The sequence below is a fragment of the Streptomyces sp. NPDC002537 genome (assembly GCF_053594975.1).
Genome location: NZ_JBSFWT010000061.1, coordinates 1 through 25040 on the forward strand (window position 1 = coordinate 1; position 25040 = coordinate 25040).

A 25040-nucleotide genomic window follows, 5' to 3' on the forward strand; every position below is an offset into this window, starting at 1 on the left:
CAAGAAATACCCGATGACAAAGTTATTGACGGGATTACTCACGTGTTCTCTCCCGATCTCGCCGCCAACGCGCGGGCCGCCCGGCCGGCCGCGTCGCCGAGCCGATCCCGGTCGGCGACGCGGACCTCGTCGTCCGGCGGCTGCACGGGCTCTCGCCCCTCGCCGGTACGGGCCTGGACGCCCTGCTGCGCAACCTCGGTTGCCGCACCCTCGTGGTCGTCGGCGTCTCGGCGAACGTCGCGATACCCAACACCGTCTTCGACGCCGTCAACCTCGGCTACACCGCCGTCGTCCCCGTCGACGCCATCGCCGGAGTGCCCGCCGACTACACGGTGGCGATGATCCGCCACACCCTCGCGCTCGTCGCCACCCTCACCACCACCGAGGCCCTCCTGCGCGACTGGCGCCGCCCGCAGTCACCCGCACCGGAATGACTGACTCCGGTCAGCCCAGCCGGATCGTCCCGCCCTCCACGCTGATCCGCTCCGCGGGCAGTGGACGCTGCGCCGGGCCGTGCCGCACGCTGCCGTCCGTCACGCTGAACCTGCTGCCGTGGCAGGGGCAGTTGATGGTGCCGTCCCGCACCTCGCCGACCACACAGCCCTGATGGGTGCAGACCGCCGAGAACGCCTTGAACTCGCCCTTCACCGGCTGGGTCACCACGACCTTGCGGTCCGCGAAGACCTTTCCGCCGCCCTCCGGGATGTCACTGGTCCTCGCCAGCCCCGCACCCCCGGGCGCGGCGGCGGACGGCGCGGTCGAGGTCTCCGGGGCGCCCGATGCCGCCGAGGTGCCGGACGTCTGCTCGGGCGCCTGTGATGTCTGCGGCGTCGCGCCCTTGTCGCCCGAGCCGCACGCCGCGAGCGCGGCCACGAGGCCGGATGCCCCGGCGGCCGCGACGACGGTACGGCGGCCGACACCGAGCCGGTCCGGTGACGTGTGTGTCATGTTCGCTCCCTCTGTGCTTCTTTGTGCTTCCTTCTGCGCTCGCTGGTTCACTGGAGTCATACGGCCCAGGCGGCACTCGCGTTCAGCAGTTCAGCGCGTTTTTGAGGAAATCCAACTCGAAAAGCAGCAACTGCCCGGCCGCGTCCCCGTTCGCCGCGTGCGTGACGCCCGCCAGCGGCAGGACGGTGTGCGGCCGCCCCGCCGCCAGCAGCGCCGCGGACATCCGCAGCGTGTGGGCCGCGGCCACGTTGTCGTCCGCCATGCCGTGCGCCAGGAGCAGTGGCCTGCGCAGCAGCGGCGCGTCACCGATCGTCGACGAGCGGTCGTAGTTCCCCGGTTCCTCGTCCGGGTGCCCGAGGAACCGCTCCTTCCAGTGCGTGTCGTACAGCCGCTGGTCGCTCGGGGCCGCGCCCGAGACCGCCGCGTGGAAGACGTCCGGGTGTCTGAGCACCGCGGCCGCCGCGAGCGTGCCGCCGAACGACCAGCCCCGGATGCCCACCCGCTCCGGGTCCAGGTCCGGGCAGTGCGCCGCGGCCGCCCGCAACCCGTCGATCTGGTCCTCCAGCACGGGCGTCAACTGGTCGCCGCGCACGGCCTTCTCCCACGCCGGACCCCGCCCCGGCGTTCCCCTGCCGTCCACGGTCAGCACGGCGAAGCCCTGCTCGGCGAACCACTGCGCCACGCACGCCGTCCAGGTGCGCGCCCGTACGGCCAGCCGCATGCCCGGCCCCGCGTACGGGCACAGCAGCACCGGCAGTTTCCGTGCCCCCGGCTCGTGCCAGGAGGGGAGGAAGAGCGTGCCGGGCAGGCCCCGTTCACCGAGCGTCAGGAACTCCGGGCGCGGGACGACCAGGGGATCGGCGGACAGCGAGCCGACGGAGCCGACGGGCTCGCCGTCGTGCAGGACGGTCACCGCGTGCCCGTCGGGGGTACGGCTGTCCAGCACCACCGTGGGGCCGCCCGTCACGGCCGTGTGCACGCCCGGTTCCCGGCTCAGCCGACGGAGGCCGTGCCCCGGCTCGTACGACCACACATGACGCTCGAACAGGCCGTCCCAGGCGGAGAACAGCACCCGCTCGCCGTCCGTGCCGAGCACCTCGTCGACCTGGAGGCCGTCCGGCGTGCGGAAGTCGCCGATCCGCAGCGCCCGGGTGTCGTCGCGCTCCCAGGGGACGACCGGGGTGCCGGAGGCCGTGCGGGCCGGGGTGCCGGGGACGAGCTCCACCCAGGCCGGGTCCCGCCGCTCGTGCAGCAGCGCGGTCGCGCCGGTGCCCGGGTCGACGGCCAGCAGGCGTAGCACCCGCTGGTCACGGCTCTGCACCCCGATGACGGGGCCGTGCGCGTCCCAGTCCGCGGTGGTGAGGTACTCGAAGGCCGCGCGGTCCCACACCACTTCCGTGCGCCGTCCGTCGAGCCCCACCACATACAGGGTGACCTCCGCGTTGGCGCCGCCCGCCGCCGGGTAGCGGAACGCGCGCGGCCGCCGCGCGGGGTCGGCCGGGTCGCCGAGATGCCGCAGCGGCACGGGCGTCGGGTCGACACGGGCGACGAGCAGGGCGCTGCCGTCGGGTGCCCACCAGTATCCGCGCTGCCTGCCCATCGACTCGGCGGCCGCGTGCTCCGCCAGACCGTAGGTCACCTCGGGCGCCTCCGGGGCGACCCGCAGCAGTTCCCCGCCGTCCAGGGACATCACGTGCAGCGCGCTGCCGGACACATAGGCGACGTGGCGGCCGTCCGGGGAGGGGCGCGGGTCCACGGCCGGGCCGGCGGTGGACAGGGGGAAGGGCGCGCCGCCGTCCGTACGGACCGCGTGCAGCACACCGCCGGTGGTGTACACGGCGAGCCGGACGTCCCGGTCGGCCGCGTACGACACGATGCCCTCGGACCGTTCGCGCGCCCGCTCCCGCCGGATACGCTCCGCCTCCGGCAGCGCGGCGTCCGCGACCGCCGGTGACGCGAGCAGCCGCTCCCGCCCGGACGCGTACAACCACAGTTCACCCGTCGGGTCCAGGCCGCCCCGCGTGCGGGTGAACAGGACCCGCAGGCCGTCGGGGGAGACGGTGAAACGGCCGGGGACACCGAGCGAGAAGCGACGGCTGAGGACGAAGCGGCGGGGGAATTCCGGGAGATCCATGGCGGGCACCCTGACACGGCTGCCGCCGAGGCCGCGAACGGTTTCGGGCCGGCACCCCGGCACCCCGGCAGCCTGGCAGCCTGGGCCAATGCTCCCCGAAGAAATGCCGTCGCCACGGGCAGCGGCGAGCCGGAAGGCAGCACTTTCGTAGGCACGTTGAGCGACTGCTGCGGGCCGGAGGCGGTCCTGCCGCAACCGTAGGAGACAACGCCCCGCCATCGCGGACAACCTCGCATCTTCCCAGCTCAGACAGCCCATGAGGCAGAGAGTTACACCCATCGACCGTTGATCGCTTGTTGATCACCCTGTCCCACGATGACTGGACCGGGTCGCCACGGTCCGTCGCGGCACCGCCGCTCAGCCTCCCACCGGACGTGGGCCCCGCTTTGAGAGAGGAACCGCCTGTGAACGCCCTGTGCAAGAAGCTGCTGCTGGCCGGAAGCGCCTGTGCTGCCGCCCTGATGACGGCCGCCGCGCCCGCCTCGGCCGAGACCACGGCCTTCCCCAGCTTCACGGTCAAAAACCTCGCGACCAAGGGCGTTCTCGACCTTCCCGGCGGCAACGACGAGAACGGTGCGCAGCTCTGGACGTACCGCCAGTTCGTGCCACAGGGCAAGTTTATGAACGAGTCCCAGATGTGGGTCTTCAACCGCTACGACGACGGCACCTTCTCGCTGTCGCGTGGTGCCGGAAAGTCCGTGTCCGTCCTGGATGTCGACGTCAACACCCATAAGGTGCAGCTGTGGTCGGCGTTCGGCGGTCATGACTCCATCGATTCCGGCAACCTGCCCTCGAACCAGAAGTTCCGCCCGTACCACACCGCCAAGTTCCAGGGCGACTCCGGCAACTGGAAGGTATGGCAGAACGTCGGCACGGGACTGTGTGTGACCGCCCCCTCCGGCGCGCAGCAGGAGTACCTCGTCGCGGTTGACTGCGACAAGGACGACAGCCGCCAGTACTTCGACAGCGACTTCTGACCGGGCCCGTGGGCCAGGTCGTCTTGCAGGTCCTCTGTCCCGTTGAGCCTGGCATGGACCTTCGTTTTCCCCTGAACAGCGGGCAGATTTGCGGGAGTTGTTGAGCTGTCGCATCGACTGCCTCGGACGGCGTGAAGCGCACCGCCGACTACGTCCGCCACGGCGCCACGAACCCGTTCGCGGCCCCGAGCGAAGCGTCAGCGAGACGTCAGTAAAACGTGAGCGGGGTGTGGAAATCTGCTCGAAGTTTGATCGCAGCCCACCGCGCAAAAGGAATCGGTGTAACGCCAAGGCCGCAGACGGGCCGGCTTTGAACTGCTCCGACGCCCGCATCTTCCTCACCTCATGAGGTGGTCATGCCGGGCGATCCCGAAATATTGATCAGAACCCCAACGGAACTTGTCACAAACAGCGAGCGGAACAGGGCGTACAGGACATGGCTTTTGGAGTGACGCTGCGGGAAATTCGGCTGAAGCAGGGCCTGTCCCTCTCCGAGCTGTCGAAGTTGATCCACTACAGCAAGGGGCATCTGAGCCGGATCGAATCGGGAGACAAACAGGCTTCGGAGGACTTGGCCCGTCGATGCGACGAGGCCCTCGGGGCACGTGGTGAGCTGCTCTCGGCCCATCGGGTCGGCAGCACCGTGCGGCGCCCGCGCCGGACGTCCCGGCCGCCGTTCCAGCTTCCTCCCGACACGTCCCACTTCACCGGGCGGCACGAGGAGATGGCCGAGCTCGACGGGGTCGCGGCGCGGCCGGACCTCGCGCGTCGGGGATCCGTGCCCGTGGTGCTGATCGACGGGATGCCCGGCGTGGGTAAGACGGCGCTCGCGCTGAGGTGGGCACACCGGAACGCCGAGGCCTTCCCCGACGGCGTCCTCTTCCACGATCTGGGGGCATACGGGCCTGCCGGATCCACCGTCCGACCGGACGAGGCACTCACCGCCAGTCTGCACGCCTTGGGCGTCGAGCACGGGTCGGAGCCCACCGGCCCCCGGGAACGGGCCGCGCTGTACCGGAGCCTGCTCTCCGGGCGCTCGGTCCTCGTCGTCCTCGACAACGCGGCGAGCGCCGACCAGGTCCGTACGCTCCTGCCCGGGTCACCCGGCTGCGCGGTGCTCGTCACCAGCCGCAGTCGCATGGCCGGACTGGTGGCACGGGACGGCGCGGCACGGCTCTCCCTGCGGCCCCTCTCCTGCACCGAATCGTCGCTCCTGCTGGCCAGGACCGCCAGTCCCGGGCTGCGGGATGCCCGTCCCGGGATGGTGTCCGCGCTCGCCGAACACTGCGGCCGATTGCCGCTGGCCCTGCGCATCGCCGCCGAGCGGCTTTCGGGGTTCCCTCCCAGACAACTCGACGAAGTGGTCCGGGAGCTGGGCGAATCGGAGGCGTTGCTGGATTTCCTGGACTGCCCGGACGACACGACCGCTTCGGTGCGCACCGCGTTCTCCTGGTCGTACGGACGGCTGGAGGAGGACGCGGCACGGGCCTTCCGGCTGATCGGGCCGCGCGCCGGGGCGGGCATGCCCGTACGGGACGCGGTGGGTGTGCTCGGGGTGCCGAAGGCCGCTGCCACGCGGCTGACGGAAATCCTGTACCAGAACAACCTTCTGGAACTGACGGCTCCGGGCCGGTACCGCTGCGACTCCCTTCTCGGTGCCTATGCGGCGGAGCTGGCCGCGGCGCGAGGCACCGAGGAGGAAGCGGGCGGGCCCGGCCCGGCGTACCGCCCGCTTCGGGAAGGAGCGGCCTGATCCGGGCGCCGCTCGGGCGAGCTCCTGCCGACGCGGTGCGGCCCTCGAAGGACGGGATGGTGCTCCGAGGGCCGTCGGGTGCTCAGGACGTGAAGTCGATCGCCCCGGTCCGCCGGCTCCGCTTCAGCAGGGATCCGAACGCCAGGTGTGCCGCGCCGAGCCAGATCAGCCCCACGAGCAGCCCTCCCGCCGCCTGCGCGCAGACCGTCGCCAGGCTGCTGCCGTCGAGGAGGGAGCGCAGGGCCCGCAGAAGGTGGGTGAACGGGACGCACTCGGCGACCCCTCCGACCCAGGCGGGCCAGTAGTCGACCGGCACCTGGACCCCGCACACCGCCATCATGACCAGATAGGCGGCGTTGGACACGACGTTGCGCATGCCGTCCGCGTTCAGGACGAGCGCGGCCAGGAAGAGTCCCACGAAGTAGGTGGTCACCGCGGTGAGCAGCACCAGGCAGACGGCCACCGGGACCTGCCCGGCGCTCCACCGCAGGCCGAACGCGGGGCCGAGGGCGAAGAGCGCCACCAGGGAGGTCCCCGTGCCGCTGACCGGCCAGTGGATGCTCCGGCCGACGAACACCCAGGTGGGGTTCGCCGGTGCGGCCGCGAGGAGCGGGAGTGTGCCCGCCCGGCGTTCCCAGCTGGTCGACGCGATCACGATCAGCGACTCGATCGCGCAGGCCATCAGGGCGTTGCCGGCGGCCAGGTAGCCCGCCTGCTGCGGGCCACCGACCAGCCGTCCCAGCATCACGAAGAACGTGACCTGCGCCAGCATCCGGCCGAGCCAGCCGAAGGTCCAGGTCTTCCAGGTGTAGATGGCGCGCAGGTCGGCGAAGGCGTTCAGCGCACTGTGCTTGACGATCTGTACGGGTTGTACGAGCAAAGGACCCACCTCACGTCTGGGAGAGCGTGCCGAGCCGACGCACCCTGTCGAGAACCCGCCGCAGCAGTACGAGGCCCAGCCCGAATCCGGCCGTGCCGAGGGCGAGGATCATCGCCAGCCGGAGTTCCGTGTGGGGGACGGCGGCCGGGGCCAGGCTGTCGCGCAGCAGGTCGGAGGACCAGGACAGGAACACCGCCCGTGACCCCGGCTGCAGCCAGGAGGGCAGCGCGGAGACGGGCACGAGGACGCCGCCCAGCAGGTAGAACGGGTAGCTGAGGGTGTTCTGGACGATGCGCGCGGAGGGCATCAGGACGAACAGGGAGGACAGGATGCTCGCGGTGCCGGCCGTCGCCCAGGCCGTCGCCAGGACGCAGGCGGCGGTGAGGACCGGATGGGGGAGCGCCACCCAGCGGTCGAAGACCAGCCCCGCGGCGAGCCATGACTCGGCGAAGGACACGACTCCGACGGCTCCGACCGCGCACAGCCGCCCCATCACGACGGTCCCGAGCCGGGCGGGCGCGGCGACCAGGCCCTCCAGGGTGCCGAGCGCCCGCTCCTCGTTGATGAGTTCACCGGCGGTGTAGAGCGCGAGGAGCCACAGCGACATGAGGGTCGGTGCCACCACGGCGTACGGCGAGAGGTCCGCCCGCCCGGCGCTGTCGCTGATCGCGAGGAAGACCACGGTCAGCAGGGGCGCGGTCACGCACACCTGGACGGTGTCCGGTGACTGCCGCGCCAGCCGGAGCTGGAAGCGGACAGCGGTGAGGAACAGCCTCATCTCCCCACCGCCATGCCCCGTTCGCCGATGACGTGCAGATAGACCTCTTCCAGGGTGGGACGGCCGGTGACGATGTCCGTCACGTTCGCTTCCACCAGGCGTCGCAGCACCGCGCGGGTGGCCGACGCATCTTCCGTCTCGACGTGGATGCGGCCGTCCGCGATCGTGCGGACCGAGATGACACCGGGAAGGTCCGCCACTTCCGCCGCCACTGTGGCGGGGACGGCGGCGGCCTGCACCTGTTCGTAGCGGGAGATCAGGGCACCGACCTCGGCCGGTGCCCCGGTGAGGACGATCCGGCCGTGATCGACGAGGGACACCCGGTCGCAGAGGGCTTCCGCCTCGGCCATGTCGTGGGTGGTGAGCACGACGGTCCGCCCGTCCGCGCGCAGCCCTTCCATCAGGGCACGGAAGTCTTTCGCGGCCACCGGGTCCATGCCGACCGTAGGTTCGTCGAGGATGAGCAGGGGCGGGTTCGCGACCAGCCCACGGGCGAGGTGCAGGCGTTGCTTCATGCCGCGGGACAGCGTGTCCACCCGGTCGTCGGCACGGTCCGCCAGCCCCATCCGTTCCAGCAGTTCACCCGAGCGCCGCCGCAGCTCGCCGCCGTGCAGCCCGTAGAGCGCCGCCCAGAAGCGCAGGTTCTCCGCAACGGTGAGCCGTCCGTACAGCCCCCGGTCCCCGCCGAAGACGATGCCGATGGATCTCTTGACCTGGTCCGGCTCCCGGACCACGTCGTGGCCCATGACGTGGGCGGTGCCCGATGTGGGGAGCAGGATCGTCGAGAGGATCCGGCACAGGGTCGTCTTTCCGGCCCCGTTCGGCCCCAGCAGCCCGTAGATCTCACCCCGTTCGACCGTCAGATCCACGTCGGACAGCGCCTGGACGCCGCTTTCGGGGTCCTGCTTCCGGCCTGTCCCGTAGCGGCGTGTCAAGGCACGGGTCACCACGGCTGTCACGGCGCCTCCCCGATCAGGTCCAGTTCCCGCAGTGCCGCGTCGTACCGCTCCTGTGTCACCGTCTCGTCCGCCACCAGGAGGTAGTCGCCGACAGGGGTGAGCAGCAGCGCGTCGTCCTGGAAGGGGTGGAGGCGTGCACGGTCCCAGTGGGCCCGTCCATCGGCGTGACGCAGCGGCATGCCGTAGAGAGGGCGGCCCGAGGCGAGCGCTCCGCGGGTTCCGGTGTCCTGGTCGGGCGGCGTCCGGTGGGCGGCCCGGCGGGCCAGTTCCGCCGCCTCGGCCGACTCCAGAGCCGCACCTGTGCCGGACAGGCTTCCCAGCGGCAGTCGTTGTGCGGTGTAGTCCAGAAGCTCACGCACTTCGGGCGCCAGTCGGTACGCGATGACGGCCGGGACGAGTTCGGCGGGCGATTCCGGTTCGGTCGTGCCGAGCAGGTGCACGTCGATGGCGTCCCGCGGGTGGAAGGGGCGCTGGAACCGTTCCTCGGCCAGTGCCAGCAGGTTCGAGGCCAACGGGTCGGCGGGCATGCGAGGCCGGATCGGCACCGCGGCGTCGTCACCCACCAGCGCGGCCGTGGCGACCTCCACGCGGAGTTCGGGGTCGAGCAGCGGGTCCTCGGGCTGCCAGGTCAGCGTCACCACCACATGGCGGTCGGGAGCGCCCAGCACGGAGACCCCCACGTACAGCGGGGGTTCCGTCATGAGCAGGCGGACCGCCCGCCACAGGTCCGGCTCGCTCTCGGCCACCAGGTCCAGGTCGCCTTGCGGGCGGAGCAGCCCGTCGGGGTAGGCCCGTGCCAGCAGCGGTCCCTTGATGACCTGTACGGGCACCTGGGCGGTGATCCCGGCGAGCACGTCCTCGTAGTGGCGTGCCCGCCGCAGGGCCCGCTCCAGTGTCCCGCGGGCCGCCTCGCTCATGGGGTGGCCGTCCCGGTGCAGCGCGGAGAGGACGAGGTAGGGAAGGGTGTGGTGCGCCTTGCGCGCGGCGGCGAGCAGCGGCCCGGGGCCCTGCTCCTCCGCCACGTCCAGGGCGTCGTACACCATCGCGAGGTCCATCTCATACACCGTCCTTGCCGTAGTGGTGCTGCCAGAAGACGTGGTCGACCGCCCAGCCACGCGCGACGAGCGAGGCCACGATCCGGTCGCCCTGTTCCGGGGCGACGTGCGGGGCGGGGTGGACGACATGGCCGGTCAGCGGGAGCGCCGCCCGGTGGGCATGGGCGATCGCGGCGGCCGTAAGGGCGTTGACGGCCGTGCGCTGCGCCTCGTCCGTCTCGTCGACGAGAATGTCGACGAGTTCGACGTGGTCGCGGCCGGTCACCGGGTCGTGGGCGTCGCACAGCAGGGTGGCGTGGCCGACCGGCCGGCCGTCCCGGCAGGCGACGTAGGAGAAGCGGTCGGGTGCGTCCAGGAACTCGCGTACGAGCAGGTCCACTTCCGCGGGGTCGGCCGTGCCGCCTTGGTCGGCGCTGCCATCGGCGAGTGCCTTGGCCAGCCAGTGGGCGATGGCCGGGGTGTCCGTCTCCGCATCGGCCGGGCGGACGGTGAACGGCGACGGCTCGGCGTCGCTCCGGGGCGGCGGGCCCGCATGGGTCAGATAGGTCAGATGCGGCCGCCAGGGTTCCCGGAGCCGGATGCGGGCGGGTACGCGTACGGTGACGATCGCCGTGCCGAGCGCCTGCCCACCGGCGTTCTCCAGCGCCTGCTCCAACCCGCGGGCGTCATCCAGGAGTTCCTCCGCGCAGTACTCCACGAGGAACTGGCGCCGGTCGTGGAGGGGGTCGTGGGTCTCTCCCACCACGTAGGGGTGGCCGTCGAGCCGGTGCAGGAGGCCCGCCTCGGCGGCGGCGGCGAGATAGCGAGGTGAGGCCGCGGTGGAGGTGTTCACCGCGCCTCCGGACGCACCACGGTGACGAGATCGGCCCTGAGCGACGAGGCCGCCTGACGGATGTCGTCCCGGGTGACGGCGGCGATCTCGCGCAGCTCGGTGTCCAGGTCCCAGCCGCCCCGGTGGAAGAGCGCCCGTGATGCGAGCAGACGCGCGTGCTCCAAGGGGCTTTCCGTGTCGCGCAGCACACTCATCCGCGTGTGCCTGCGGGCCGCGTCGAGGTCCGTGTCGTCAGGCCCCTCCGTCGCCAGTGTGTCGAGCACCCGCAGCACGATGCGGACCGCTTCCGGGCCGTTCCCGCTGTCCACGCCGATGAGTACGCGCCAGGCTCCGGCCTCCGCGTAGCCGCCCTCCCAGGACTGGAAGGAGTAGGCGAGGCCTGCGGCGACGCGGAGTTCGCGGTAGAGGATGGAGGAGGCGGGGGCGCCCATCAGGTTGGCCAGCACCGCGTAGCGGTGCCGGTTGCTGTCGGCCAGCCCGGTGGACCGGCCGGCCACCATCACCCAGGCGAACTCGTCGGGCCAGCCGGGCTCGGTGGCCGCGACCGGTCCGAGGGGGAAATGAGGGCGGGACGACACCTCGGCGGGCATTGCCGCGCCGACGGTCCGGTCGAGGCCGCGGGGCACCCGGGGGCCGACCACGGCGAGCGCCATCGGGCTGGTGAGCAGGGCGGTACGGTGTCCGTCCAGCACGGTTCCGAGGTCCATGGCGGTGATCTCGGCGGCCGTTCCGCCGACGGGGCGCCCCAGCGGGTGGCCGGGGAAGAGCGCGGCGAGGACCGCGTCCTGGACGGTGTCCATAGGGTCCGCCGCCGCGGCCGCGAGCTCCTGGAGGACGGCCGCCCGCTCTGTCTCCAGGGTCGCGGCGTCCAGTTCGGGCTCGAGCACGGCGCGCAGCAGGAGGTCCGCGACCTCGTCCGCGTCCTGCGCGTCCACCTGGACGTGGAAGAGCATCTGCTGCACTCCGGTCTCCGCGTTGGCGTTGCCGCCCAGGCGCTCGACATGCTGCACGAGCGGCCCGACTCCGGGGAGGGGCGCCGACATCAGCACGTGCTCCAGCACATGGGCGAGTCCGCCGCGGCCGGGCGGATCGTGACGCGCGCCGTAGCTGACCCCCAGGCAGATACTCGTCGTCTTCAGACGGTCGTCGATCGATGTGACGACCGGTATCCGATCAGCAGGTGTCATCGGGTTTCCTCGTGGGATTTCCTCGCCGTGCGGAGAATGCGGCGGCTTGAGGCGGGGAGTGGCAACAGTGCAGAGATGCCGCCGCGCACAGGCTCCGCGGCGGCATCTCACTTATTTGTTCCGGCTCGCTCAGCGGCCGGACTTGATCTTGTCCAGACGCGGGCGGAGGCCCACCTTGTGGTTACGCATGAGTACACCTCCTTTCCAGAAATCTCCGGCGGGAAAGCGGCCCGGGATGAATTCCGGGAAATCCTCTTCCCCGCACAGAAATACTCGCCTGCCCCGTCGGTGTGGATCAAGGGGTTGTCCGTTTGCCTTTGAAAGGACAACGCGGGGGTCGCACGGGTTTCCCGGGGTGGGTCCCGGACATCGGCACCGGCTCCGCCACGAACGCGTGCGGCAGGTCAATATGGCTTTCGAGGAGGGGGACTTGAGCGCGGGTGGGGCGAAACCGCCCGCGATGCAGGCGGCGTACCGGGCCGCGGTCAGGAAACCGGCCTGGAGGCTGGAGGCGTGCAGTACGTTGACGGCTACCAGGGGCAGGGCGGCCGTGGTGATCGCGTCGCCGGCGCCGCTGATCGTGGATGCCGTACACGCGAGAACGCGGATGCGGAGCGAGGCCGGCCCGCTGCGGGGTCGAGCGGCTTGACGTCCCGATGGGCCGTCAAGCGATATCGACCTCCATGGTGAGATCCCGGCAGCGCTGAATGACGAGGCCCGCCCAGACCTGGGGCTCCTCGGAGTCGAAGGACCGCATGGTCTCCAGGGCCCAGTACTCCTCGAAGGACAGCGCCTCGGGCCGCACCTCGCGGAACCGGCGGGCCCGCCACTTCGGGGTGCGCGAGCCGAAGTTGCCCTCGCTCTCCAGCAGGGCGTCCACGGTGTGCCCGAGCGCCTTGCGGGCGGACAGCACCGCGCTGTCGAAGTCCCCGTCGGCCAGCTGGCCGACGGCGTCCTCGATGGAGGAGTCGGCCTCGGTGAGCGAACGGGTGGTCACGAAGGCCCGGAACGCGGACTCCTCGACCTGGCGCCGGCGCTTCTCGGCCCAGGCGGCTCCGCTGAGGGTGAGACACGTGCCCAGCCGCTCCAGGAACAGCTCCTCGGTGTCGATCAGTGCCTTGGCGGTGGAACTGCCCGTCTCGAACTGCTCCCAGCCGACCTTGTCGATCATCTGCTGGACCTGGCTGTCGAGCCAGTACTTGATCTCCCAGCGGCGCCCGTCCACGTGCAGGACGACCGCGGGGACGGCACCGGGCTCCAGCGGCACGGGGATGGTACGGGCACTCTCGCCGGTCCACGGGGTGGAGGAGATGACGTTGAAGTCGTAGTCGCTGGTCACGTTGGACCAGCCGCGGGCGACCGAGCCCACGCAGCATACTGCGAGGCAGTCGGCCGGTATGAGCCCCAAGCGATCCATCTCCTCCAGGCAGCCGGTCAGGCTCGTACTCATCGCTCTACCTCCCAGGTCGGATCCAGCCGCAGCGTTCGACTGCCATGCGGGACAGGGTGATTGGACTCGACGGGGCTGTCACAGTCCGGTCAGCGCCATACGGCGAACGGGGTGTCGGTCTCTTCGGGAGCGAACGAACCGTGGTCGTAGCGGTAGGCGGGGTCGGTGAGGAACTTCTCCCCCTCGGCCACGAGCAGGACGTCGCCGACCCGGGCGCGTGCGGCCGAGCCCGGCCGGAAGACCCGGTCCGCGGGCAGCACCCGCACGTCGCCGGGCAGCACCTCGCGCAGTCGCGCGGACAGCTCGGCGCCGCCGTCCCGGTCGGGATACAGCCAGCGCATGCGTCCGGCGCCGCCCATGGTGAACCCGTGCCGCTGTCCCATGCGATCGAGAAGGTCCGCGAGGGCGGGGTCGTGCACCGTGGGCACCAGGCCGTGGTCGGCGTGGGCGACCGTCACGATGCCCCGCGCGGCCAGTGAGCCGGCGAACTCGCCGAGTGCGGTGAGCACTTCGACGGTGTGAGCGTCGTAGCCGTGGCGGTGCACGTGCTGGTCGATCTCCACGTAGCACCAGAGGAGGCAGGGCGGCCGGGTGCCGTGCCGGGCGAGCGTCTCCTCGACCGCCGTCCGGACGCGGGCGGCCACCTCGGCGGGCGGTCGCCTGCGGTAGGCGCCGTCCTCGGTGTAGAAGGAGTGGCCCGATACCGGGTGGGCGTGCGCCAGCAGGGCGTCGCGCCAGGCCGAGCCGTAGTGCTCCATGTCGCCGAGCACCGCGAGCGGCCTACGGCCGTGGCGTGCGGCGTCGGAGAAGACGTTGCCGTCGGCCGGGGTCAGGTCCGCACCGTGGTAGTCGAGGAAGGTGACCAGCCCGGGGCCGCCCGAGGGCGCGGAGAAGACGACTCCCGGCACCGCGTGGTCGGCGACGGTGAGGCCGGTCAGGGAGCTGAGCCAGCAGGCGGAGGACGTGGTCGGGGCGACCGCGCGCATCGACCGGAGATCGGCCGACGGCCAACAGGCCCGCGCCACGTCGAGGTTGACGCCGTCGAGCGCGAGCACGACGACGTGCCGTCCCGCGTTCTCGGCCATCACGCGGTCCAGCCGGCCGCGGAAGTCGGTGAGGGACAGTGGCGGGGCGGTGCTCAGCGGAGGCCGGCCACCCTCTCCGCCGGGTGTGCCCGGTCGGGACCGGCTCGGGCCGGCGTTCACTGGGCCCGGCGCAGCGCCTGGCCCGGTGCCCCGACCGGGGTACGGGGCGGGCCGAACAGGCGGACCGTGAGGTCACCCGGCTGGTGCAGCCGGATGCCGGGCTTGAGGCCCTCGTCGCGCTGTGGCGCCTGCGGGGTCCGGCCGGTGGTGGCGGGTGCGGTGCGGTTGAGCCGCTCCTCGGCCAACGTGCCGATGATGTCGGCCCATTGCCGGGTGTGGTCCGGTGTCTGCAGCCGGCGGGACGACTCGCGGATGCGGTCCCACAGACCGGCCTCGCTCCACTGCGTGAAACGGCGGTGGGTGTTCTGCCAGGACGCGGTGAACGCCTTGGGGAGCGCCCGCCAGGGCACCCCGCTCACCAGGACGTACACGATCGCCGCGAAAGTCGCCTCGTCGTCGGCGCGTTGGGTGCCGCCACCTTGCGGACGCACTGCCGGACGCGGCAGGTGCGGGCGGGCCAGTGGCCACAGCGCCATCGGGGCGAGCCAGGCGAAGCGGCCGGCGCCGGGCGTCGTCGCCTGCGTCGGGAGGTGCGGCACCGGCGCCCCGGAAAGGCGTGCGGGAGCGGCTGTGCGGCGCAGCGGGGACACCGTCTGCGGGTATCGGGTCACTTGGTCTCCAGGGCGGTCGCGAGGGCGCGGAGGGCCGGCGCGGCGGTCGGCGAGGCCGTCGGCCGGCGGACGTCGGCCTCGGGCCCGGGGGAGATGAACGCCCTGCCCAGGGCTCTGAAGGAGTTGCCGAACAGAGGCCCGGAAGCCCCGCCGATGGCCGCGTCCAGGCTGGTCAGCCGGTCCTTGTCCTGGTCGATGAGCGGTGCCGTCGTGCGCAGCCGCTCGCGGATTCGTGCGGGGTCCAACGGTCGTCCTCCTGTGCGTTTGTGGCCATCGGCTCGTGTCACCCTCGGCAACCCCGGCGCGGCGTCGGCGTGTTCATGGGTTCCGTCCAGAGGCCGAGCAGGTCGGACAGCACGCTCTCGGCACGGTTGATCGGCTTCTTCAGGACGGTCCCCTGCCATGAGCGACCGCCCTCCCCGAGTGGTCGGCAGACCCGCGGACGTCACCTCACGACGAACGCGGCTCCTCAAAAACTCCCAGTGCGTTCAGAACATCGTTCTCCGTTACTGAACGCTCGCCTGAAAGTTAGATTTCCCGTACCCCAAGTGTCAACGGTTGTCCGTTGTTGTCCGCTGTTGTCCGAGCGCCGGACAACGAACGGTGTGGGAGTCCACGAGCACCATGGCGCTCGGCGCCACCGCGGGCAGCCGCGAGCAGCCCGAGCAGGCCCCATGGGCAGTGGGCCGTCAGCGTGCCGCCGCCCGGCTCAGGCGTGACTCCAGTTCGGTCAGGCGGTGGGCCGTCAGCGGCACACTGAGCCGGCCGACCGAGGTGAGGGCGCCGGTCCGGGATGACCACACCGGCTGCACTTTGCCCTGGACGCCACGGGACGCGAGAAGCTCCACGGCCTCCTGCGGCTTCTCGGGGAAGAGCACGTAGGGCAGCCCGTCCGCCGCGGCGACCGGCTCCGGTACCCCGGCGGCCGCCAGGAGGTCCCGTACGTACGGCTTGTTCCTCGTGATCCCGGCCCGCAGCCCGGAGGTCACGTCACCGAGTCCGAGGACACGCCGCCCGATGCGCAGTGACAGCGAGGACGCACCCAGCGGGGCCACCGCGCCGCGCACCGTCCCGGTCAGGGCGGCGGACGCCACGCAGTAGCCGAGCCGCACCCCGCCGAGGCCGTAGGCCTTGGACAGTCCGCGCACCACGATCAGGTTGGGCAGCTCCGCGGCGAGGTTCGCGGCGCTGAACTCCGCGGGGCAGTAGTTGGCGTTGGACTCGTCGACCAGCACCACCGCGCCACGGTCCGCCGCCCCCGCGCACAGCTCGCGCACCGCGTCGAGACCGGCGAAGCGGTCGTCGGCGAGTGCGGGCCGCTCCAGCAGCAGGACGTCGCCGGGTGTTCCGGAGCCGAACGGCACGCACCGGCCGCCGGCCCTGGCCACCCAGTGCGGGTAGTCGGGGTAGACGTCGGTCACGACCTCTGTCGTACCGCCCGCGGACAGCAGGCTCAGGCCGTGCAGCAGCGGTCCGACACCGGCGCCGCACGTCACCGAGGCGGTCCAGCCGGGCCGGCCGAGGAACTCGGCGACCGCCGGGCCGAAGGCGCCCTCGCCGTAGGGGTCCTTGACCATGTAGTCGCCGGCGTAGGGCAGCGCCTCGGCCACCTCGGCGGTCAGCTCCTCCGCCACGACCGCCATGACGTCCGCGCTCAGCAGCTCCCGTTCGTCCTGGGTCCAGGCGAGGTTGAGCAGGTCCGACCCGTCGGACAGGTCGCGGAGCTTCTCGTACGAGCCGATGGCGAGGGACATGGAGCGGGAATCGCCTTCCGGTGCGGGGTGCGGGGTGCGGGGTGCGTGCGGGTGCGGCACGGGGCGGGCGCGGTGGGCGCCCGCCCCGGAGGCCGGTCGTGATGGCGGTGTGCCGGCGTCAGCGCACGCGCAGGACGCTGCTGCCCGGGTAGACGGCCTGCGAACCGAGCTCCTCCTCGATCCGGATGAGCTGGTTGTACTTGGCCGTGCGGTCCGAGCGGGACAGCGAACCGGTCTTGATCTGGCCGCAGTTGGTGGCCACCGCCAGGTCGGCGATCGTGGTGTCCTCGGTCTCGCCGGACCGGTGCGACATCACCGCGGTGTACCCGGCCTTGTGCGCGGTCTCCACGGTGGTGAGGGTCTCGGTGAGTGAGCCGATCTGGTTGACCTTGACCAGGATCGAGTTGGCGTAGCCGTCGCGGATGCCGTCCTTCAGCCGCTCGACGTCGGTGCAGAAGACGTCGTCGCCGGTGAGCTGGATCCTGCCGCCCAGCTCGGCGGTGACCCGCTTCCACCCTTCGATGTCGTCCTCGGCCATCGCGTCCTCGATGGAGGCGATCGGGTAGCGGGAGACGAGTTCGGTGAGGTAGGCGATGTGCTCCTCGACCGAGCGCTTGACGCCCTCGCCGGCGTAGTCGTAGACCCCGTCGCGGAAGAACTCGGAGGTGGCCGGGTCGAGTACGAGGACGATGTCCTCGCCGGGGGCGTAGCCGCTCTGCTCGATCGCGCGGACCACGAAGCCGAGGGCCTCGTCGGCGGAGCGCAGGTTGGGCGCGAAGCCGCCCTCGTCCCCGACGTTGGTGTTGTGGCCGGCCTCGGACAGTGCCTTGCGTAGGGTGTGGAAGACCTCGGAGCCCATCCGCACGGCCTCGGCGAAGCTCGCCGCCCCGACCGGCGCGATCATGAACTCCTGGAAGTCGATCGGGTTGTCGGCGTGGGCGCCGCCGTTGACGATGTTCATCATCGGTACCGGCAGGGTGCGGGCGCCGACGCCGCCGACGTAGCGGTACAGCGGGAGCCGGTGGGCCGCGGCGGCGGCCTTCACCGTGGCGAGCGAGACGCCGAGTATCGCGTTGGCGCCCAGCGCGCCCTTGTTCTCCGTGGCGTCCAGCTTGATCATCGTCTCGTCGACGAGGGACTGGTCCTCGGCGTCGAGGCCGCGCAGCGCCTCGGCGATGGGTCCGTTGACCGCGTCGACGGCTTTGCGCACGCCCTTGCCGTGGAACCGGGAGCTGTCGCCGTCGCGCAGTTCGACGGCTTCGTTGGCGCCGGTCGAGGCGCCCGACGGTACCGCGGCCCGGCCGAATGAACCGTCCTCAAGGGCGACGTCGACCTCGACGGTCGGGTTGCCGCGGCTGTCGACGATTTCACGGGCTATGACTCGGGATATCGCGGTCATGTGACTCCTCGAAGGCATTGATTAACTCGGCGCCATCCTGCCAGAGTTCTGCCAGTCGTGCGACTGACGTCTCACCATTCGCAACCCGACAGCGCCGATTGAGCGGGATGCCGCGCAGTTGACCTGCGCCACTCGGGGGTTGGGCGAGTTCCGTGCGCATCCGAGCCTTTTGCCAACCGTTCGAAGGAGTTCACCAAATGACGGCTGTCGGTCTCCGCCGCTCTCAACCCGCCTGCTCGTTCTGCGAGAAGAGACAAGAGGAAGTCTTGAAGATTGTGTCGGGACCGGGCGTGCACATCTGTGACGGCTGTGTCGACCTGTGCGCGGAAGTGGTCGCGGAAGCCAGAAATGAGGGCCCCGACGGACTTCTCGCCGTCGGCCTTCCGAAGCCACGTGAGATACGGGCATTCCTGGACACTTATGTGGTGGGTCAGGAGCGGGCCAAGAAGTCGCTTTCCGTCGCCGTGTACAACCACTACAAGAGGGTGCGGGGTGCGGCAGCGGGCGACGACGATGTCGAGCTGGCCAAGTCCAACATCCTGCTGCTGGGGCCCACCGGCTCGGGCAAGACCCTGCTCACCCAGACGCTGGCCCGGATTCTCGACGTCCCCTTCGCCATCGCCGACGCCACCGGTCTCACCGAGGCGGGGTACACGGGCGAGGACGTGGACGCGATGCTGATGAAGCTGATCCAGGCCGCCGACCACGATCCGCGCAGGGCGGAGACCGGCATCATCTACATCGACGAGATCGACAAGATCGCCCGTCGGGGCGACGGCCCGGCCGTCTCACGTGATGTCTCCGGCGAGGGCGTGCAACAGGCGCTGCTGAAGGTGCTCGAGGGCTCGGTGGTGACCGTCACCCCGACGGGGCGGGGGACCGGCGCGGTCGCGGGGAGCCGCAGCCGCACCGCCCAGGAGGGCATTCAGCTCGACACCTCGCACATCCTCTTCATCGTCGGCGGCGCCTTCCCGGGCCTGGAGAGGGTCATCGAGGCGCGGACCGGGGCCAAGGGCATCGGCTTCGGCGGCAGCGTCCGGTCCCGGCAGGACGTCGCGGCGGACGACCTCTTCGACCAGGTGACGCCCGAGGACCTGGTGAAGTTCGGGATGATCCCCGAGCTGATCGGGCGGCTGCCGATGATCACCTCGGTCGCCCAGCTCGACCGGGAGGCCCTGCTGCGGATCCTCACCGAGCCGAAGAACGCCCTGGTGCGCCAGTACCGCAGGCTGTTCCAGCTGGACGGCGTCGAGCTGGTCATCGAGCAGGGGGCGCTGGAGGCGGTGGCCGACCAGGCGATCACCCGGGGCACCGGCGCGCGCGGGCTGCGGGCCATTCTCGACGAGGCGCTGATGTCGGTGATGTACGACGTGCCGTCGTTGGAGGACGTGGTGCGGGTGACCGTGACCGAGCGCACCGTCCTGAAGGGCGAGGAACCGCTGCTGACCCACCGGGACGCCTCGGTGATCGCCGGGTGACGACGACCGGGTGACGGGTGGGCCGGGTGACGGGTGGGCCGGGGCGTGGCCCACCCGTCACGGACATGGCCGACGGACGGGACCGGGGGAGCGCGTCACCCGGGCCCGCCCGTCGGCCTGTGCCGTACGGGGGAAGGCGTCCGGCGCGGACGGGGGCCATGCCTCCGGCGCACGGACCGGCCCGCGTCTCCGGAACGGTCACCGCGCGCGACCTCGGTCATGCGACGACCTCCACCACTCCGTGTCCGAGCAACTGCGCGGCGAAGTCCACGGTGTCGGTGGTCGCTTCGTCCACCGGCACCCCGTACTCCTCGGCGAACCCGGCCGCGATCTCGCGCAGCGTCGCGGTGCCGTCGACGCGGCGGAAGACGGCCTGCGCGATCTCGTCCAGCTCCAGTGCCTGGTCCCGCACGGCTACGTACAGCTTGCCGCGGTACTTGCGCGCACGGGCCTCCAGCCGACGGCGCACCACGTTGTCCGGCTGCAATTCCGTATCCCCCATCAGTAAAATCTCCACGTCGGTCGACAGAGTTTGCGGCATGGGGAATGCAACTGTCCGTTCGGCGACCGCGTCAAGGTCCACGTGAGACAGTGAAATGCCGAACCACCCGGCCGGGTTGGCGTTCTCGCAGGTCAACAGGCGTTCTGGCGGGGCGCCCAGGCTCCGCCGCCCGCGCGGGAACAGGGCACGACGTGAGACGGATTCGCGATTGCCCAGCCGCGGTCGGGCTCTGTATAGATGGGAGCACAGGCAACCCGGCCGTCTTCCGGAGCGTTTCCCATGGGCGATTCCCGCATACTTGACGATTCCCTGGTCCGGCGGATCCTCCGCACCGTGCGCATCGACGACGTCATGGACCACGTCGCCCGGGTGAGCGCCCACGACCGTTACCAGGCCTCGCTCGGTCTGGAGCGTGCCGCACAGCTCGTGGCCGAGGCCGCCGAGGCGGCCGGGCTGGACGACGTGGGCGTGGAGCGCTTCCCCGCCGACGGCGAGCCTCAGTGGTGGACCTTTCGCGCGCCGGTCTCCTGGACCCCGCTCGGCGCCCGCCTGACCGTGCACGCCGGACCCGGCACGGATGCTCCGGTGGTGCTGCACACGGACCACGACGAGCAGCCCTTCACCGTGGCGACCCACTCCGCCGCCACCCCGGAGGGCGGCGTCGTCGCCCCGCTGGTCCCGGTCCGCGGCGACGATCCGGTCGGCGCCGCCGTGGCCGGGTCGATCGCGGTGGTGGACCGGGCGGCCTTCGTGCGAGGCTCGCTGCTGACCGAACTGACCGCCGCGGGCGCGCTCGGTCTTGTCACGGACGCGCCGTGGAAGGGCACGGAGACCGCACCGCATGCCGGCCGCATCGAACTTCCTCCCCACAGCACCCTGTTCGGCTTCAGCCTTACCCCCGCGATGTTCCGGCGCGCCTGCGCCGCCGCGGACCGGGGCGCGGTCGCGCGCGCCGAGGTCACCGTGGACCGGAGCGCCGCCATGCCCCTGGTGAGCGGGGTGCTGCCGGGCGACGACGACGCGGGGGAGATCTGGCTCACCGGCCACCTGTGCCATCCGCGCCCCGGCGCCAACGACAACGCGTCCGGGGTCGCCGCGCTGCTCGGCATCGCCGCGACCCTGGCCCGGATCCGGCGCGCCGATGCCCGGTACGGCACCCGGCGCTCGATCCGGTTCTTCTGGGGCGCCGAGTTCCTCGGCAACGCGGCGGTGCTGCACGGCCGTTCCCGGCCGGGCGGCGGTGGTCTGCCGGAGGCGCTGATCAACCTGGACATGGTCGGCGAGGACCAGGCGCTGTGCCGCTCGCCGTTCGTCGTCGAGCGGCCTCCGGAGACCACGCCGACTCTGCTCGCGCCCCTGGCCGAGCACGTGGTGGAGCAGGTGTTCGCGGCCACCGCAGACAGCCCCGGTACCTGGCAGCCGTCCCCGTTCCTCGGCTTCTCCGACCACGCGCTGTACGCCGACCCCTCGGTGGACCGGCCGGCCGTCCAGTTCTGCCACCCGGCCGACCGCTTCAACCACTCGGCCGGTGATTCCCCGGACAAGGTGTCTCCTGTGGAGATGACGCGCTCCTGCGCGGCCGGTGCGGCCCTGGCCCACCTGCTCGCCTCGGACGGCCCGGATCCGGTCGCGCGGACCGCCGTGGTGGAACGCTGGTGCCGGCGCGAACAGGAGGCGGCGTCCCGCGTGGTCCGAAACGCCGGCGGCGCGGACGACGGCTGGGCCCGCGGCCTCGTCGGTCACGTGGCGCGCCGGAACACGGCCCTGCGGGCGCTGGCGGCCGGGGCGCCGGTGGCCGAGGCGGGCGAGCTCGCCTCGGCGGGTTCGGCCGCGGCCGGCCTGCCGGTGCACCGGCGCTGGCAAGGTCCGCTCAACCTGCGGGCCATGCTCGGCGAACTACCGCCCGCCACGCGCGCCGTGCTCGGGGGGATGATCGCCGAGGACAAGCACCATCTGTCGGTGCTGTTCAACCTCGCCATCCGCGCCGACGGCACCCGGGACCGCGAGCAGATCGTCACCGACACGTCGTACGGCCTGCGCCGCCCCCTGGACCCCGCCACCACGGCCCGACTCTTCGACGCCCTCCTGGAGTCGGGCTGGGTGACGGAGTCCTGACCCTGCCCCTCGCCCGGCCCCGGGCCGGCCGGCTCAGCCCTCTCGTCCCACCGTCGCCGCCTGCGCGGCGAAGGCGGCCGGTCTGTGTTCCGGGTGCCGGGTGATCGCCTCCACCGCCGCGCCCACCCGCAGCACCGTCGCCTCGTCGAAGGGGCGGCCCGCGATCTGCATGCCCAGCGGCAGTCCGGTCATGGACAGGCCGACGGGCAGGGCGAGAGCCGGGTGGCCGGTGACGTTGAAGGGGATGGTCTGCATCGCGGACAGCTCGCGAGGCGGCGGCCAGTCGAGCGGGAAGGCGTCCAGCCGGGGCGGCGGGGCGAGTCCGGTCGCGGTCACCCACACGTCGTACCGGTCGAAGACCGTGCGGCGCACCTCGTCCGCCAGCTCCTGCCGCAGCCGGTACGCCTGCACCAGGTCGGCCGCGGTCAGCCCGGCCGCGGGCGCGATCCGCTGGTAGGTGTAGCGGCCGTAGGAGCCGGGCCGCTCCCGCAGGTCGGCCTCGTGCACGGCGTACGCCTCGGCGGCCATGATGACCCGCCCGCACGCGTTGAACCGCCGGTACGGCGGTGGCTCCACCTCGTGGACCGTGGCCCCGCGCCCGGCCAGCTCCGCCAGCACCCGCTCGATGGCCGCCGTGACCTCCGGCGAGGTCACCGGGTCGTCCCGGAACCAGCAGGGCGAGTAGGCGACGCGCAGCCCCCGCACGCCGTGTCCGAGCCCTGCCGTCAGATCCGGCACCGGACGCCGTACGCTGCCCGGGTCGCGCGGGTCGTACCCGGCGATGACCTGGGTGGCGAGCGCGGTGTCCTGCACGGTCCAGCCGAGCGGGCCGATGTGGTCGAGCGCGTACGACAGCGGGAAGGCGCCCCGCCGGGACACCAGGCCGTAGGTGGGTTTCAGGCCCACGGTGCCGCAGTGGCAGGCCGGGCCGCGCACCGACCCGCTGGTGTCGGAGCCGATCGCGACCCGGACCAGCCCCGCCGCCACGGCCGCGCCCGCGCCCGTCGACGAGGCGCCGGTGAAGTGGTCGGTGTGCCAGGGGTTGCGGGCGGGCGGAAAGGGCAGTTCGGGGCTCGGGCCGCCGAGCGCGAACTCGTGCGTGGCCAGCTTGCCGACGAGGACCGCGCCGCCGGCCCGCAGCCGGGTCTCGACCTCGGCGTCCTCGTCCGGCACATGCTCCGCCATCAGCCGGGAGTGGCTGGTGGTGCGGATGCCCCGGGTGTCGAAGATGTCCTTGAGGGCGTAGGGGATGCCGTGCAGCGGGCCGCGGTCGAGCCCGGCCGCCAGTTCGTGGTCGGCGCGGTCGGCGTCCTTGAGCGCCCGCTCCTCGGAGACGGTCACGAAGGCGTGCAGTACCGGGTTCACCGCGGCGATCCGCGCCAGCGTGTGCCGGGTCAGCTCGGTGGAGCTCAGCGCGCCCGAACGGAGCAGCACACCGGCCTCGGCGACGGACAGTTCGTGCAGCTCGCCTGGTTCAGGCATGGTCGTCCTCCACGGCGACGCGATAGACGGCGGAAGGTTCGTGCCCGGGAGGCCGGCCCGGTGCGCGCAGCAGGTCGGTGAACGCCCTGAGCTCCGCGTAGGAGGCGACGGTCCCGGCCCGCCACTCCGCCGGAACGGTCAGCCGGGCGTGCTGTGCCACCCGGTCGAACTCGGCCGCGAGGGTCTCCTCGTCCCGCCGTTCCCGCTCGTTCACCGGCCCGGCCTTCCCAGTCCCAGGTGGTCGCGGAGCGTCGTGCCCTCGTACGCGGTCCGGAACAGCCCGCGGCGCCGCAGCTCGGGCACGACCAGGCCGACGAAGTCGTCCAGGCCGTCGGGCAGGGACGGCGGCATGACGATGAAGCCGTCGACCGCCCCGCTCTCGAACCAGTCCGCCAGCTCGTCGGCGACGGACTCGGCCGTGCCCACCACCTGCCGGTGCCCCCGGGAGCCGGCCACCCGCTTGTAGAGCTGCCGGATGCTGAGCCCCTCGTCGGCCGCCATGCGCACCAGCAGATCCCGCCTGCTCCGGCCCGAGTTGGAGTCCGGCAGCTCCGGCAGCGGCCCGTCCAGGTCGCAGCCGGAGAGGTCGACGTGGCCCAGTTCGCTGGTCAGCAGGGCGAGTCCCACCTCAGGATCGATCAGGTCCTGCAGCCGCTCCGCCTTCTCCTCGGCCTCGGCCCGCGTACGGCCGACGAAGGGGAGGACACCGGCCAGCACCTGTACGGAGTGCGGGTCGCGGCCGTTCTTGCCGGCGCGCGCCCGTACGTCCTCGGTGAAGGCACGTACGTCGTCCTTGTCGTGCTGCGCGGTGAACACCACGTCGGCGGTGGCGGCGGCCAGGTCGCGGCCGGGCTCCGAGGAGCCCGCCTGCAACGTCACCGGGTGCCCCTGCGGACTGCGCGGCAGGTTCAGCGGCCCGCGCACCGAGAAGTGCTCCCCGCGGTGCTCCAGGGGACGGACCCGCTCCGGGTCGAAGAACCGGCCGGACTCCTTGTCCCGCACCCAGGCGTCGTCGCTCCACGTGTCCCACAGCCCCTTGACCACCTCGGCGAACTCGCGCGCCCGGCGGTAGCGGGCGTCGTGCCCGGGGTGTTCGGGAAGGCCGAAGTTGTGGGCCTCGTAGGGGTTCTGGGAGGTCACCAGGTTCCAGCCGGCCCGGCCCCGGCTGATGTGATCCAGCGAGGCGATCATCCGGGCCGTGCGGTAAGGCTCGTTGTAGGTGGAGGAGACCGTGGCGGTCAGTCCGATCCGCTCGGTGACCGCGGCCAGCGCGCCCAGCAGGGTGAGTGGTTCGAACTGGGCCACGTACCGGATGGCGGCGCGGCTGAGCACCGGCATGTCGGCACCGCGCATCGCCGAACTGTCCGGCAGGAAGAGGAAGTCCAGGGTGCCGCGTTCCGCGGTCCGGGCCAGCTCGGCGTAGTGCGCGAAGTTCACGCCCGCGTCGGCGGGCACCTCGGGGTGGCGCCATGCCGCCACGTGGTAGCCGGTCGGGTACAGGAAGGCCCCGAGCCGCATGTGGTGGGGGTGTCGGGTCAACG

General features: G+C 71.9%; 22 protein-coding genes and 1 pseudogene. 5 read left to right on the top strand and 18 right to left on the bottom strand.

What is annotated here, in order from left to right; all coding sequences use genetic code 11:
- Positions 1-62: 62 nt before the first annotated feature.
- A pseudogene (locus ACWD4A_RS24640) lies at positions 63-434 on the top strand (isochorismatase family protein); the annotation flags it as partial.
- 10 nt (positions 435-444) lie between these two features.
- Here the strand turns inward: ACWD4A_RS24640 and ACWD4A_RS24645 are convergent.
- Both ACWD4A_RS24645 and ACWD4A_RS24650 read right to left on the bottom strand, forming a co-directional pair.
- Positions 445-948, bottom strand: a complete 504-nt coding sequence (locus ACWD4A_RS24645; protein WP_451197235.1) for a Rieske 2Fe-2S domain-containing protein — start codon at positions 946-948, stop codon at positions 445-447.
- An 82-nt stretch (positions 949-1030) separates the two neighbouring features.
- Positions 1031-3082 carry a prolyl oligopeptidase family serine peptidase gene (locus tag ACWD4A_RS24650; RefSeq protein WP_451197236.1) on the bottom strand — a complete coding sequence of 684 codons (2052 nt, stop codon included), beginning with the start codon at positions 3080-3082 and terminating at the stop codon, positions 1031-1033.
- A gap of 404 nt (positions 3083-3486) precedes the next feature.
- Here ACWD4A_RS24650 and ACWD4A_RS24655 point away from each other — a divergent pair, with 404 nt between their 5' ends.
- Entirely contained in the window at positions 3487-4059 is a 573-nt protein-coding gene (locus tag ACWD4A_RS24655) for an RICIN domain-containing protein (protein ID WP_451197237.1), read from the top strand.
- Positions 4060-4495: 436 nt separating this feature from the next.
- Positions 4496-5812, top strand: coding sequence for a helix-turn-helix domain-containing protein (locus ACWD4A_RS24660; RefSeq protein ID WP_451197238.1), 1317 nt, complete (start codon positions 4496-4498; stop codon positions 5810-5812).
- An 82-nt stretch (positions 5813-5894) separates the two neighbouring features.
- Here the strand turns inward: ACWD4A_RS24660 and ACWD4A_RS24665 are convergent, their stop codons facing one another.
- From ACWD4A_RS24665 to eno, 12 genes are all read right to left on the bottom strand, one after another.
- Complete coding sequence (locus ACWD4A_RS24665; RefSeq protein WP_451197239.1) at positions 5895-6692, bottom strand: ABC transporter permease; 798 nt, start codon at positions 6690-6692, stop codon at positions 5895-5897.
- Between the two features lie 10 nt (positions 6693-6702).
- Positions 6703-7470 carry an ABC transporter permease gene (locus ACWD4A_RS24670; RefSeq protein ID WP_451197241.1) on the bottom strand — a complete coding sequence of 256 codons (768 nt, stop codon included), beginning with the start codon at positions 7468-7470 and terminating at the stop codon, positions 6703-6705.
- Positions 7467-8429: an ATP-binding cassette domain-containing protein gene (locus ACWD4A_RS24675; protein WP_451197243.1), complete on the bottom strand. Its 963-nt coding sequence runs from the start codon at positions 8427-8429 to the stop codon at positions 7467-7469. Before ACWD4A_RS24675 ends, ACWD4A_RS24670 begins: the two co-directional genes overlap by 4 nt.
- Positions 8426-9493 carry a nucleotidyltransferase family protein gene (locus tag ACWD4A_RS24680; RefSeq protein WP_451197245.1) on the bottom strand — a complete coding sequence of 356 codons (1068 nt, stop codon included), beginning with the start codon at positions 9491-9493 and terminating at the stop codon, positions 8426-8428. The genes ACWD4A_RS24675 and ACWD4A_RS24680 overlap by 4 nt, the downstream gene beginning before the upstream one ends.
- Complete coding sequence (locus ACWD4A_RS24685) at positions 9486-10316, bottom strand: hypothetical protein (RefSeq protein WP_451197247.1); 831 nt, start codon at positions 10314-10316, stop codon at positions 9486-9488. Before ACWD4A_RS24685 ends, ACWD4A_RS24680 begins: the two co-directional genes overlap by 8 nt.
- Positions 10313-11503 carry a M16 family metallopeptidase gene (locus ACWD4A_RS24690; RefSeq protein ID WP_451197249.1) on the bottom strand — a complete coding sequence of 397 codons (1191 nt, stop codon included), beginning with the start codon at positions 11501-11503 and terminating at the stop codon, positions 10313-10315. The genes ACWD4A_RS24685 and ACWD4A_RS24690 overlap by 4 nt, the downstream gene beginning before the upstream one ends.
- A 664-nt stretch (positions 11504-12167) precedes the next feature.
- Complete coding sequence (locus tag ACWD4A_RS24695) at positions 12168-12953, bottom strand: hypothetical protein (protein ID WP_451197251.1); 786 nt, start codon at positions 12951-12953, stop codon at positions 12168-12170.
- An 89-nt stretch (positions 12954-13042) separates the two neighbouring features.
- Entirely contained in the window at positions 13043-14038 is a 996-nt protein-coding gene (locus tag ACWD4A_RS24700) for an alkaline phosphatase family protein (RefSeq protein ID WP_451197253.1), read from the bottom strand.
- Positions 14039-14154: 116 nt separating this feature from the next.
- Positions 14155-14769: a transposase gene (locus ACWD4A_RS24705; protein WP_451197254.1), complete on the bottom strand. Its 615-nt coding sequence runs from the start codon at positions 14767-14769 to the stop codon at positions 14155-14157.
- Positions 14766-15014 carry a hypothetical protein gene (locus tag ACWD4A_RS24710; RefSeq protein ID WP_451197255.1) on the bottom strand — a complete coding sequence of 83 codons (249 nt, stop codon included), beginning with the start codon at positions 15012-15014 and terminating at the stop codon, positions 14766-14768. Before ACWD4A_RS24710 ends, ACWD4A_RS24705 begins: the two co-directional genes overlap by 4 nt.
- Before the next feature lie 444 nt (positions 15015-15458).
- Positions 15459-16523: an aminotransferase class I/II-fold pyridoxal phosphate-dependent enzyme gene (locus ACWD4A_RS24715; protein ID WP_451197256.1), complete on the bottom strand. Its 1065-nt coding sequence runs from the start codon at positions 16521-16523 to the stop codon at positions 15459-15461.
- Between the two features lie 118 nt (positions 16524-16641).
- On the bottom strand, positions 16642-17922 hold the full coding sequence (gene eno / locus ACWD4A_RS24720) for a phosphopyruvate hydratase (protein WP_451197258.1): 1281 nt from the start codon (positions 17920-17922) through the stop codon (positions 16642-16644).
- A 197-nt stretch (positions 17923-18119) separates the two neighbouring features.
- Between eno and clpX the strand changes: the two genes are divergently transcribed.
- Positions 18120-19400, top strand: a complete 1281-nt coding sequence (clpX, locus tag ACWD4A_RS24725) for an ATP-dependent Clp protease ATP-binding subunit ClpX (RefSeq protein WP_451197259.1) — start codon at positions 18120-18122, stop codon at positions 19398-19400.
- Between the two features lie 217 nt (positions 19401-19617).
- Here clpX and ACWD4A_RS24730 read toward each other — a convergent pair whose 3' ends face one another.
- Complete coding sequence (locus ACWD4A_RS24730; RefSeq protein ID WP_451197261.1) at positions 19618-19902, bottom strand: PqqD family protein; 285 nt, start codon at positions 19900-19902, stop codon at positions 19618-19620.
- Positions 19903-20181: 279 nt separating this feature from the next.
- Between ACWD4A_RS24730 and ACWD4A_RS24735 the strand changes: the two genes are divergently transcribed.
- Positions 20182-22017 (top strand): M28 family peptidase, encoded by a 1836-nt coding sequence (locus ACWD4A_RS24735; protein WP_451197262.1) that lies wholly within the window; start codon positions 20182-20184, stop codon positions 22015-22017.
- 33 nt (positions 22018-22050) lie between these two features.
- On the opposite strand, the gene ACWD4A_RS24740 is transcribed toward ACWD4A_RS24735, so the two are convergent.
- The 3 genes from ACWD4A_RS24740 to ACWD4A_RS24750 are packed head-to-tail and all read right to left on the bottom strand — an operon-like array spanning position 22051 to position 25038.
- Positions 22051-23499, bottom strand: coding sequence for an amidase (locus ACWD4A_RS24740; protein WP_451197263.1), 1449 nt, complete (start codon positions 23497-23499; stop codon positions 22051-22053).
- Positions 23492-23713 carry a hypothetical protein gene (locus ACWD4A_RS24745; RefSeq protein ID WP_451197265.1) on the bottom strand — a complete coding sequence of 74 codons (222 nt, stop codon included), beginning with the start codon at positions 23711-23713 and terminating at the stop codon, positions 23492-23494. Before ACWD4A_RS24745 ends, ACWD4A_RS24740 begins: the two co-directional genes overlap by 8 nt.
- Positions 23710-25038 carry an LLM class flavin-dependent oxidoreductase gene (locus tag ACWD4A_RS24750; protein ID WP_451197266.1) on the bottom strand — a complete coding sequence of 443 codons (1329 nt, stop codon included), beginning with the start codon at positions 25036-25038 and terminating at the stop codon, positions 23710-23712. The genes ACWD4A_RS24745 and ACWD4A_RS24750 overlap by 4 nt, the downstream gene beginning before the upstream one ends.
- Positions 25039-25040: the final 2 nt, after the last annotated feature.

Bases quoted from the DNA above. Each gene is read 5' to 3' on its own strand.
- ACWD4A_RS24740 (WP_451197263.1), bottom strand. From the start codon at position 23,499: ATGCCTGAACCAGGCGAGCTGCACGAACTGTCCGTCGCCGAGGCCGGT.
- ACWD4A_RS24645 (WP_451197235.1), bottom strand. From the start codon at position 948: ATGACACACACGTCACCGGACCGGCTCGGTGTCGGCCGCCGTACCGTC.
- ACWD4A_RS24670 (WP_451197241.1), bottom strand. From the start codon at position 7,470: ATGAGGCTGTTCCTCACCGCTGTCCGCTTCCAGCTCCGGCTGGCGCGG.
- ACWD4A_RS24690 (WP_451197249.1), bottom strand. From the start codon at position 11,503: ATGACACCTGCTGATCGGATACCGGTCGTCACATCGATCGACGACCGT.
- ACWD4A_RS24650 (WP_451197236.1), bottom strand. From the start codon at position 3,082: ATGGATCTCCCGGAATTCCCCCGCCGCTTCGTCCTCAGCCGTCGCTTC.
- ACWD4A_RS24700 (WP_451197253.1), bottom strand. From the start codon at position 14,038: ATGGCCGAGAACGCGGGACGGCACGTCGTCGTGCTCGCGCTCGACGGC.
- ACWD4A_RS24695 (WP_451197251.1), bottom strand. From the start codon at position 12,953: ATGAGTACGAGCCTGACCGGCTGCCTGGAGGAGATGGATCGCTTGGGG.
- clpX (WP_451197259.1), top strand. From the start codon at position 18,120: ATGACGGCTGTCGGTCTCCGCCGCTCTCAACCCGCCTGCTCGTTCTGC.
- ACWD4A_RS24660 (WP_451197238.1), top strand. From the start codon at position 4,496: ATGGCTTTTGGAGTGACGCTGCGGGAAATTCGGCTGAAGCAGGGCCTG.
- ACWD4A_RS24730 (WP_451197261.1), bottom strand. From the start codon at position 19,902: ATGGGGGATACGGAATTGCAGCCGGACAACGTGGTGCGCCGTCGGCTG.
- ACWD4A_RS24715 (WP_451197256.1), bottom strand. From the start codon at position 16,523: ATGTCCCTCGCCATCGGCTCGTACGAGAAGCTCCGCGACCTGTCCGAC.
- eno (WP_451197258.1), bottom strand. From the start codon at position 17,922: ATGACCGCGATATCCCGAGTCATAGCCCGTGAAATCGTCGACAGCCGC.
- ACWD4A_RS24735 (WP_451197262.1), top strand. From the start codon at position 20,182: ATGGGCGATTCCCGCATACTTGACGATTCCCTGGTCCGGCGGATCCTC.